The organism is uncultured Streptococcus sp. (genome assembly GCF_963536705.1).
GTDB lineage: Bacteria > Bacillota > Bacilli > Lactobacillales > Streptococcaceae > Streptococcus.
Genome location: NZ_CAUTAP010000011.1, coordinates 42769 through 54583, shown reverse-complemented (window position 1 = coordinate 54583; position 11815 = coordinate 42769). Strand labels below are relative to the sequence as shown.

General features: G+C 45.8%; 3 protein-coding genes. All 3 read left to right on the top strand.

All coding sequences use genetic code 11. The annotated features are described in order from the left end of the window. The first annotated feature begins 29 nt into the window (after positions 1-29). The 3 genes from budA (at position 30) to RWX26_RS07375 (ending at position 11663) form a co-directional block, all read left to right on the top strand. A complete protein-coding gene (gene budA, locus RWX26_RS07385; RefSeq protein ID WP_125401513.1) occupies positions 30-749 on the top strand; it encodes an acetolactate decarboxylase in 720 nt (239 codons plus the stop codon). A 72-nt stretch (positions 750-821) separates the two neighbouring features. Then, positions 822-1313, top strand: a complete 492-nt coding sequence (locus RWX26_RS07380) for a flavodoxin family protein (protein ID WP_009660584.1) — start codon at positions 822-824, stop codon at positions 1311-1313. A gap of 171 nt (positions 1314-1484) precedes the next feature. Continuing rightward, the gene (locus RWX26_RS07375) at positions 1485-11663 is read left to right on the top strand and encodes a CshA/CshB family fibrillar adhesin-related protein (RefSeq protein ID WP_314580441.1); all 10179 of its coding nucleotides are present in this window, start codon (positions 1485-1487) and stop codon (positions 11661-11663) included. Positions 11664-11815 lie beyond the last annotated feature (152 nt).

Genomic DNA, 11815 nt, shown 5'->3' with positions numbered 1-11815 from the left:
TTTTAGAAGAGAAAGATTAAGGAAAAAGAATGGCAGAACCAATCAAATTATTTCAATATAATACTTTGGGAGCCTTGATGGCTGGTCTTTACGACGGCAGTATGACTGTTGGGGAGTTGCTGCAGTATGGAGATTTGGGCTTGGGGACATTGGACTCTATTGATGGTGAGCTCATTGTTCTTAATGGTAAGGCTTATCAGGCAAAGGGATCTGGAGAAGTGCCGGAAGTGGTTGAGGTGTCACCAGATATGACAGTACCTTACGCGGCAGTTGTTCCCCATCAGGCGGAGGTCATTTTCCGTCAGCGCTTTGAGATGGATGACAAGGAGCTGGAAAAGCGGATTGAGTCTTACTATGATGGCGAAAATCTTTTCCGCTCTATCAAGATTCACGGTGATTTTGCTCATATGCATGTTCGGATGATTCCCAAGTCTACGACGGAGCAGAAGTTTGCAGAAGTAGCGGTTAATCAGCCTGAGTATCGTAAGGAAAATGTCACAGGCACCATCGTTGGTATCTGGACGCCTGAGATTTTCCAAGGGGTCAGTCTAGCAGGTTATCATCTGCATTTTGTATCGGATGATTTAACTTTTGGTGGACATGTTATGGATTTTGTTATCAAGGAAGGTGTCGTCGAGTTGGGTGCTGTAGACCAGCTGGATCAGCGTTTCCCAGTACAAGATCGCAAGTATCTCTTTGCTAAGTTTAACATGGATGAGATGAAAGAAGATATTGAAAAGTCGGAATAAATAGTAGAGGTGAGCATTGTTTGCTTCCCTCTTTTTTGATATAATTGGAAAAAATAAAGGAGAAGAGAAGCTATGATTTATTTGGTAAACGCCAGCCCGAATAGGAATGGTAATAGTTTTAAGCTGGGCCACTTTTTTCTGCGGGATAGAGATTATGAGGCTCTTCAATTAGTGGACTACCACATCGAGCAATATGGCCAGTCAGCAGAAAACGACCAGTTCTTTCAAGTCTATGAGCAACTGAGCCAGGCTGATGTACTGGTCTTTACCAGTCCTATTTATTGGTGGTCTTTTTCAGGCTTGCTAAAAACTCTGTTGGACCGAGTGGCAGATGTGCATGAGCCGCAGGAAGCACTCAAGGGCAAAAAGGTGTTTTTCCTCCTGCAAGGTTCTCAACCCAGCAAAGAAATTGAAATGCTGGACTACGTGATGAGTCGCTTTTGCCAGAACTGCGGACTCGAATATGAGGGGCTGGCAGTAACCAATCATAAGCTAAAAGAAATCGAAGGTTGGGAATTAACAGCCCTGCAGGAAAAATTAGATAAGGTTTTATCAGAAGGTTAAAAGTGAGAAGATTCGTTTGCGAGTCTTCTTTTTTTACTATAAAAATGGAGTCTTTTTTTTATGTGTCTATTTTTGGACACTATGCCCCTCAACTACAGTCATATCCATGGCTAACTAAATATAAATGTTGTATAATACCAATTGCTATTAAATATTAATATAGGAGATTCTATGGGAAAAGAATTATTTAACCCCCATTTAAACAAGTTTTCGATTCGAAAATTAAATGTCGGAGTTTGCTCGGTATTATTATCTACCGTTTTCCTTTTAGGTACTGCGGCTACAGTCAATGCAGATGAAACTTCCAGCGGATCTGTAGATGATAATATCTCATTGCCAGAAAAACCGACGGACTCTGCTGTGAGTCAGCCAGTCAGTCAGCCTGCTCTTGAGAATACAGCAATATCTGCTGTTCCTGAAACAGCTAACTTAGAAGCAAGTGCTGATCAAAATCAGCTGGTAAGTCCAGCTGCTGCCCCAGAGCAAGCGACACCTGAAAAGGCACAAGAAGCTAATCAAACAGCTGAGACCTCTAATGAAGCCAGACCAGCTGAAGCTAGTCGGACTCGCTCTTATTCAGTGCAATATACGCCAAAACCAAGTTCTGCGGCTATGCCAAGGTCTGATCGTAATGGTCAGCCAATGGAGGCAGGAACTTCATTCCGTACAGCCAGTCCTGCTGGTCAAGCTAGCTCTGCTATACAAGATGCAACACCTAATCCTACAGTTTCTAAACCAACACTGGAAGAATCAGTAAGAAAACGCTCTGATGAGTTGATGAAGCAAGTGAACTGGCTAGATTTTGGTGATACTAAATCACTGAGAAATCTAGATAAAGATGGCTCCTTTAAAGTTGGAACAGTATATGAGAAGGAAATTTCGCCGGGCTATGTGGTAAAACTGACTGTGACGGAATTGAAACCTTTCTATGCGACAGAGATCTATCGTGATCGAGTAAAGGGAACTGAGTACGAAAGCAGTTATGATCCCAATGCAAAAAATACTTGGCTTCAATATAACAATAGTAATAATTATGCTTATCAGTATTGGTATGGTGATGATTATCGCCCTAAAATTACTGGTGCTGCTCAGAATCAATGGTCTGCTATTAAGTCAGAAGGGATTGATACCAAAGGACGTAAAACCCAACTGCAGGTTCCTAAAGATGAAGCCAACTATGGTGTGAAGTTCAAAGTTGAAGCTAGATATCGTGGGAAGCCAGTTAAAGCAACCGTTGTCATGGCTGATGGAGAAGAGGCAAACCCTGGTGAGTATGCTATCTTTACAACCAATGGTAAGGGTTGGGAACATTTGGCCGAGTGGAAGCGTACAGTTACAGACGCAAATGGTGTGACTACTGAGATTACAGAAACCTATAAGCCAATGAAGCCTACTACAGAAGGACAATTTATTGGAAATGACGGTACTGGAGTTCATTGGCAGGCCTATGTCAGTCCTGACCAAAAGACTGGCGGACTGGGAAGCCAAGTATTTGGACCGAACGTTTCTAGACACAATACAATTCCGCTTGTCATGACACGTGGTGCATCAGAGGTTGGTATTTATATAGCTTCTTCTGGCCAGCAGGCTGCGATGATTGGTTTTATGGCAATCGATGAAGGGGATGCACCGGATTCCTATGGAAAAGCTATCCATGCTATTTCAAGATACAATGCAGAAACTGGCGGTCAAAATCCACAGCCATTCTTGGGCCGTGTTGCGGCTGATATTGATACCACATCTGGAAACAACTGGAAGCATGACGATCAGAATGATTTAGCCGATGAAGGTATTAATCAGCTCTTGTCTGATGATTTAGTCGGGAAAACCAATGGTCTCTTTCCAGTCAACCGTCTGCGTGACGGAGATTATTCTCTCCGCATCCATGCTTCGGCTAACGGATATGAAAAAGCCTATGTCCGTGCCTGGATTGACTTCAATAATAATGGCGTCTTCGATGAAGACGAAGCCAGTGAATTTACCGAAGTAACAACTGCGGGAGATTATACTGTCAACTTTAAGAAGAATCCAGCTATGACCAATCCTGAACTTAGCAAGTTGGGAATGCGTGTTCGTATCGCCTTGAACAAGGGAGATATTGAAAAGCCTACTGGAACAGCATTTAGTGGTGAGGTTGAAGACCTAGAAGTTGAACTGACCTATCCACCAAAAGGGGAGAAGAAGGAAAGTACTGGAATCCGTGATCAGAGACAGACAGCCACTCTTCATTTCACTCCTCAGGGCATTGCTCAAAATACTGAAAATAAGAGAGTAGCGATTGATACTACTAAAGCTCCGATTGTATTGGATGCGAGAGGAAATGCCCTGACAGCTGATGCAGAAGGCTGGTATAACACTGCTGAAGGCCGTTATAAAGTAACTGCAAACGGTGCTGATGTAGATGTGGTATATGAGCCTAAGGCAGGCTTTATCGGCACAGCCCAGGGAATTAATATCCGTCGTTTTGATACTAACGGCGCAAGTACGGATTGGATTGCCAAGAATCAGGCTGAACCAGTCATCAATGATCAACTGAATACGATGGATGGACGCTATGTGCCAACCGTGCTCAATGTTCCTAAGTATGAAACAACGGATGCTCAAGGATTAACGCAAGAAAAGACGCCTATCTTTAATGATGGTGATGCTCGCAAAACTCCGGCAAGTCCGACGGCAGCAAATCCAGTAAAATTTGTGAAAGCGGATGGAACGACTACAGATGATACTAGAGTTCCAGCTTTATCAAATGGTCGGGAAGTCGGTCGTTTTGAAGTCGAATCTGCAACAGGTAAGATTACTTTCAAACCAAACAAAAACTTTGTTGGTACTGTAGACCCTGTGTCTGTTCAAATGATTGATGGTAAAGGTATTCCGCATCAAGCTGTTTATCAACCAAAGGTGACTCCTGTTAGACCGACTGCTCAAGGTGCCAGCAGCGAGGGCATTCAAGGTGCAGTTCAGACAGGGCAATTGACCTTCAATCCAGGCAATAATCGTGTGCCTATTGATAGCAAGAAGTTGCCAACCTTTGATAATGGCAGCCAGACTAAAACAGTTGATGGTGTCGGCACTTATCAGGTGGATAATCAAGGCCTAGTTACCTTCACTCCACTACCGACTTATACTGGACGGCCAGCGGCAGAGGCTGTCAAGCGAGTAGATGTCAATGGGACAGAAGTAACAGCTACTTATCAGGCTGATGTAAAAGCAGCAGCACCAAGTGCGACGAATGCTGAAACCAGTGGTATACAAGGCCAAGTTCAGCGAGGAAAAGTCAGCTTCACAGAAGGTTCTGCGCAAGTCAACGGTCAAAAACAAACTGTGGCTTTCCCGGCTGGCTCAACTCCGCTCTTCGACAATGGTTCGACTGTTAAAGAAGTGCCTACTGTTGGTAAGTTTGAAGTGGATGAGGATGGAAATGTAACCTTTACTCCAGAGAAACAATTTAAAGGCCTTACGCCGGACATCAGGATTACTCGTACAGATACGAATGGTAGCACAGCTACAGCTATCTACAAGGCAACAGTCACTGCTGTTACTCCAACAGGGACAAACATCACCAGCACTGGTAAACAAGGTCGTCCACAGACAGGTAAGCCAAACTTTGTCAGTGGTAACCCAGATGTACCGATGGATAATGATACTCCAGCGACTTTCGATGATGGAAGTAAGCGCAAGGTGGTTCCGAATGTCGGAATCTTTGAAGTGGCACCAGATGGATCTGTCACTTTCACACCAGACAAGCAATATGTTGGTACACCGGATCCAGTAACAGTTAAGCGAGTAGATAAGAATGGCACTCCTGTGACGGCTAAGTACACGCCTACTGTTGAGAAAGTGACCCCAAGAGCAACAGGCGCTCAGACAAAAGGGCCACAAGGTCAAGTTCAAAAAGGCAAGGTTACTTTTGAACCAGGAAGTCCTCAAGTTGGTTTCCCAGAAAACAGCACGCCAGTCTTTGATACCGGCACGAATGTGAAAGAAATTGCCAAAGTCGGTAAGTTCGAAGTGGATGGAGAGGGTAATGTCACTTTTACTCCAGTCAAAACGTTTGTCGGTAAGACGCCAGAAGTTGAACTCAGCCGTGCAGATGTCAATGGCACAGTAGCTAAGGCCAAATATCGTGCGACTGTGACCGCTGTGACTCCGACGGGAACTGGAGATCAGACAGAAGGTCCGCAAGGCCAAGTTCAAAAAGGCCGTGTAACTTTTAAAGCTGGCGATCCTAAAGTAGGATTCCCAGCCAACAGCACCCCAGTCTTTGACACGGGTACGAATGTAAAAGAAATTGCCAAAGTCGGTAAGTTTGAAGTAGATGGAGAGGGCAATGTCACCTTCACGCCAGACAAGCGCTTTGTAGGTGAAACGCCAGAAATTAGCATTTCTCGCAAAGATGCAAATGGTATTGCCGCGAAAGTTACTTATATCGCGACAGTTACATCAGTAACTCCAACAGGAACTAATGTGACTAGCACTGGCCCACAAGGTCTTCCGCAAACTGGTACCCCAACTTTCCAAGGTGGTGATCCACTGGTTCCAATTGATGAAACCGCTGAGCCAACCTTCGAAGATGGCAGTAAGAAAAAGGCTATTCCAGGTCAGGGAACTTACACCATTGCACCAGATGGCACAGTGACCTTCACACCAGAGAAGCAGTTTGTAGGCAAGCCAGATTCAATTACCGTAAAACGTGTCGATAAGAATGGTACACCAGTCACTGCGACTTACAGTCCAGAGTTTACTAAGGTGACTCCAACTGGTACTGGTGATAAGACAGAAGGTTTGCAAGGTCAGGTTCAAGAAGGTCATGTCACCTTCACGCCTGGTCATGCCTCTGTACCATTCCCAGCTGAAACAACTCCACTCTTTGACAATGGTTTGACTGTTAAAGAGATTCCAACCGTTGGTAAATTTGAAGTGGATGCGAATGGCAAGGTGACTTTCACGCCAGACAAGCAGTTTAAGGGAACCACTCCTGAGCTGACATTGGTTCGAGCAGATGTGAATGGCACTCCTGTTACCGTCAAATACCAAGCAGTGGTGAAAGAAGTGGTTCCAACGGGAACAAATATCACCAGCACTGGTGAGCAAGGCCGTCCACAAACAGGCAAGCCAAACTTCGTGAGCGGCACTCCGGGAGTTCCACTGGATAATGATACTCCGGCTACTTTCGATGACGGAAGCAAGCGCAAGGTTGTTCCAAATGTCGGTATCTTTGAAGTGGCACCAGACGGTTCTGTTACCTTTACCCCAGATAAGCAATATGTTGGGACGCCAGATCCAGTTGTTGTTAAGCGAGTGGACAAAAATGGCACTCCTGTGACAGCTAAGTATACGCCAACAGTTGAAAAAGTGACTCCAAGAGCGACAGGTGCTCAGACAGAGGGGCTTCAAGGCCAAGTTCAAAAAGGCAAGGTTACTTTTGAAGCAGGAAGTCCGCAAGTCGGCTTCCCAACCGACAGCACACCGGTATTTGATACTGGCACGAACGTCAAAGAAATTGCCAAAGTTGGTAAGTTCGAGGTTGATGCGGAGGGGAATGTTACCTTCACACCAGTCAAAACGTTTGTCGGTAAGACACCAGAAGTTGAACTCAGCCGTACAGATATCAACGGTACAGCAGCAAAAGCCAATTACCAAGCAACTGTGATAGCTGTTACTCCGACAGGTACTGGTGACAAGACAGAGGGCTTGCAAGGTCAGGTTCAAAAAGGTCATGTCACCTTCACGCCAGGCCATGAATTAGTTCCATTCCCAGCAGGATCGACTCCGCTATTTGGTAACGGAAAAAATATTAAAGAAGTACCAAATATCGGTAAGTTTGAAGTGGATGCTGATGACACTGTAACTTTTACTCCAGACAAACAGTTCAAGGGTGAAACACCAGAATTAGGAATTATTCGTGTGGACGCCAACGGAACTCCAGTAACAGTCAAGTACCAAGCGGTAGTGAAAGAAGTAACTCCGACAGGTACCACAGTTACGAGCACCGGTCCACAAGGTATCCCGCAAACAGGAACTCCAATCTTCAAAGCTGCGGACCCACTAGTTCCGATTGATGAAACTGTTGAGCCAACCTTTGCAGATGGAAGTAAGGAAAAGAAGATTCCAGGCCAAGGAACTTACACCATTACTCCAGATGGCGTAGTGACCTTAACGCCAGAGAAGCAGTTTGTAGGCACACCGGACCCAATCACAGTGAAGCGAGTGGACAAGAACGGCACTCCAGTGACGGCAACTTACAGTCCAGAGTTTACTAAAGTAACTCCAACAGGTACTAATGCAACAAGCACCGGTCCACAAGGTCTTCCTCAAATTGGCACACCGACCTTTGCAGGTGGTGATCCATTGGTTCCGATTGACGAAACAGTTGAACCGACCTTTGAAGATGGAAGCAAGAAGAAGACCATTCCAGGTCAAGGAACGTATACCATCACTCCGGATGGAGCAGTGACCTTCACGCCAGACAAGCAATTTGTAGGTAAACCAGATCCAATTACTGTAAAACGTGTGGACAAGAATGGTACTCCAGTAACTGCGACTTACAGTCCAGAGTTTACCAAGGTGACTCCAACAGGTACCGGCACTAAAACAGAAGGCTTGCAAGGCCAAGTTCAAGAAGGCAAAGTTACCTTCACGCCAGGCCATGAATTAGTTCCATTCCCGGCAGGTTCAACTCCATTATTTGACAATGGTTCTTCTGTCAAAGAAGTACCGAATGTCGGTAAGTTCGAAGTGGATGCAGATGGCAAGGTGACTTTCACTCCAGACAAACAATTCAAGGGGGAAACACCGGAACTTGAATTGACTCGGACTGATGTCAATGGTACCCCTGTTACAGTTAAGTACCAAGCGGTAGTGAGAGAAGTCACTCCGACAGGTACTACCTCAACCAGCTCTGGCCCACAAGGCCGTCCACAAACGGGTAAACCAAACTTTGTTGGTGGCGACCCGAATGTACCACTGGATAATGATACCCCAGCGACTTTCGATGATGGAAGTAAACGCAAGGAAGTTCCAAATGTCGGTACCTTTGAAGTAGCACCAGATGGATCTGTCACTTTCACACCTGACAAGCAATATGTTGGTACACCAGATCCGGTAACTGTTAAGCGGGTAGATAAGAATGGTACACCAGTGACGGCTAAGTACACACCAACTGTTGAAAAAGTCACTCCAAGAGCCACAGGTGCTCAGACAGAGGGGCTTCAAGGCCAAGTTCAAAAAGGTAAGGTTACTTTTGAAGCAGGAAATCCGCAAGTCGGCTTCCCAGAAAACAGTACACCAGTCTTTGACACTGGCACGAATGTCAAAGAAATTGCCAAAGTCGGTAAGTTCGAGGTTGATATGGAGGGTAATGTTACCTTTACTCCAGTTAAAACGTTTGTCGGTAAGACACCAGAAATCGAAATCAGACGCGCCGATGTCAATGGTACAGTAGCTAAGGCTAACTACCAAGCGACTGTGACTGCTGTTATTCCGACAGGTACTGGCACCAAGACAGAAGGTCTTCAAGGCCAAGTCCAAGAAGGCAAAGTGACCTTCACGCCTGGTCATGATTCAGTTCCATTCCCAGCTGGTTCGACTCCGTTATTTGACAATGGCTCTTCTGTCAAAGAAGTACCGAATGTTGGTAAGTTCGAAGTGGACGCAGGCGGTAAGGTTACTTTCACTCCAGACAAACAATTCAAGGGTGAAACACCGGAACTCGAATTGACTCGCATTGATGCCAATGGAACATCAGTAACCGTCAAGTACCAAGCGGTAGTGAAAGAGGTAGCTCCAACAGGCACCACCTCAACCAGTACAGGCCCACAAGGCCGCCCTCAAACAGGTAAACCAAACTTTGTCAGTGGCGACCCGAATGTACCACTGGATAATGATACTCCAGCGACTTTCGATGATGGAAGCAAACGCAAGGAAGTTCCAAATGTCGGAATCTTCGAAGTAACGCCAGATGGATCTGTTACTTTCACACCTGACAAGCAATATGTTGGTACACCAGATCCAGTAACTGTTAAGCGGGTAGATAAGAATGGTACCCCAGTGACGGCTAAGTACACGCCTACTGTTGAGAAAGTGACCCCAATAGGAACTACCGCAACTAGCACCGGTCCACAAGGGGTCCCTCAAACGGGTACTCCAACCTTCGCAGGCGGCGACCCACTTGTTCCAATTGATGATACAGTAGAGCCAAGCTTCGACGATGGTAGCAAGGAAAAGACCATTCCAGGTCAGGGAACTTACACCATTACTCCAGATGGCTCAGTGACCTTTACTCCAGACAAGCAGTTTGTAGGCAGACCAGATCCAATCACTGTTAAACGTGTGGATAAGAATGGTACTCCAGTAACTGCGACTTACAGTCCAGAGTTTACCAAGGTGACTCCAACAGGTACCGGCACTAAAACAGAAGGCTTGCAAGGCCAAGTTCAAGAAGGCAAAGTCACCTTCACTCCGGGCCATGATTCTGTTCCATTCCCAACGGATTCGACTCCACTGTTTGATAATGGTTCTTCTGTCAAAGAAGTGCCGAATGTTGGTAAGTTCGAAGTGGATGCAGACGGCAAGGTTACTTTCACTCCAGACAAACAATTCAAGGGTGAAACGCCAGAACTTGAATTGACTCGCACTGATGTCAATGGTACCTCTGTTACAGTTAAGTACCAAGCGGTAGTCAAAGAGGTAACTCCAACAGGCACCACCGCAACGAGCACTGGCCCACAAGGTCTTCCGCAAACCGGCACTCCAACTTTCAAAGGTGCAGACCCACTAGTTCCGATCGATGAGACAGTTGAGCCAACCTTTGCAGATGGCAGCAAGAAGAAGACCATTCCAGGTCAAGGAACGTATACCATCACTCCGGATGGAGCAGTGACCTTCACCCCAGACAAACAATTTGTAGGCACACCGGACCCAATCACTGTGAAACGAGTAGATAAAAATGGTACACCAGTGACTGCGACCTACAGTCCAGAGTTCACCAAGGTAACTCCGACAGGTACTGGTACCAAGACAGAAGGTCTGCAAGGTCAGGTTCAAAAAGGTCAAGTGACTTTTACGCCAGGACATAAATTAGTACCATTCCCAGCTGGTTCGACTCCACTCTTTGGTAACGGAAAGAATATTAAAGAAGTGCCAAATGTTGGTAAGTTCGAAGTGGATGCGGATAACAAGGTGACCTTTACTCCAATAAAACAATTCAAGGGTGAAACGTCAGAACTGGGATTGATTCGTTTAGATACTAACGGAACTCCTGTTATTGTCAAATATCAAGCAATAGTGAAAGCAGTAGTCCCAACTGGTAAAAATGCTTCCTCTACGAATATCAAAGGCCATGTTCAGACTGGCAAACCTGTCTTCGAAGCAGGTGATCCATTGGTTCCAATTGATGAGTCAGTAGAGCCAACCTTCGAAGACGGAAGCAAGGAAAAGACTATTCTGGGTCAGGGAACATACACCATCGCACCAGACGGTACAGTCACCTTCACTCCAGATGCTGATTTCCTTGGTCAGGGTACTGGTGTGACCCTTGTCCGTCGTGATAAGAATGGCACTTCAGTTACAGCTCGCTATGTTCCAACCGTAGTTGAACCATCAACTAGCAAGGACAGTGTATCTAGCGGCCGCAAGGGCCAAGCTCAAACGGGCACGCCAATCTTTGAAGGAGCGATTGACCAGGCAGTAGCACCGACCTTTGCGGACGGCAGCACAGAGATGGTTGTCCCAGGAGAAGGAACATATCGGTTCAATATGCTGGGAGCAGTGACCTTTGTGCCGGAAGCCGACTTTGTCGGAACTGCTCGCGGAGTTGTCGTGAAACGTTCAGATATTTATGGCAATGCCGTGACGGCAACCTATACCCCAACTGTTTTGGGAAGTACTGCTACAGAAGATACCAGCAGCATAGGTCTAAAAGGACAGCCGCAGACTGGCAAACCAATCTTTGAAGGCGACGTGGATCCAACTGTTCCGCCAACTTTCGAGGATGGAAGTACTGAAAAGGTTGTTCCAGGCCAAGGAACCTACACGATTGCGCCAGATGGCACTGTAACCTTTGTACCAGAAACGGGCTTTGTCGGCCAAGCTGATGGCGTAACAGTGATTCGCAAAGACCGTAATGGCCAGACGATTTCAGCGGTTTACGTTCCAACTGTGACAGAAAATCCTGTTCAGCCAGAGCGGACGATTACACCTGCACCGCCATCACTTTCTAAGAGTGCGGGTGCAAAATCCCTTCCTAAGACTGGTACAGAAGAAACCTCATACTTGGCAGCAAGCTTACTTGCGGGAGTATCAGGTTTAGGACTGATTGGTTTAGAGAAGAGAAAGAAGAAGTCTGAAGACTAAAAATTAAGAATTTAGGTTTCAGATACTAAATTAAAAGAGGAAAGATTCGTTTATGGATCTTTCCTCTTTTTTTGTTAAAAATAGACTGTTTTCAACAAAGTGTCTAATTATAATGTTGGTTTCTTACAATTATAGTTATATATATGGATAAC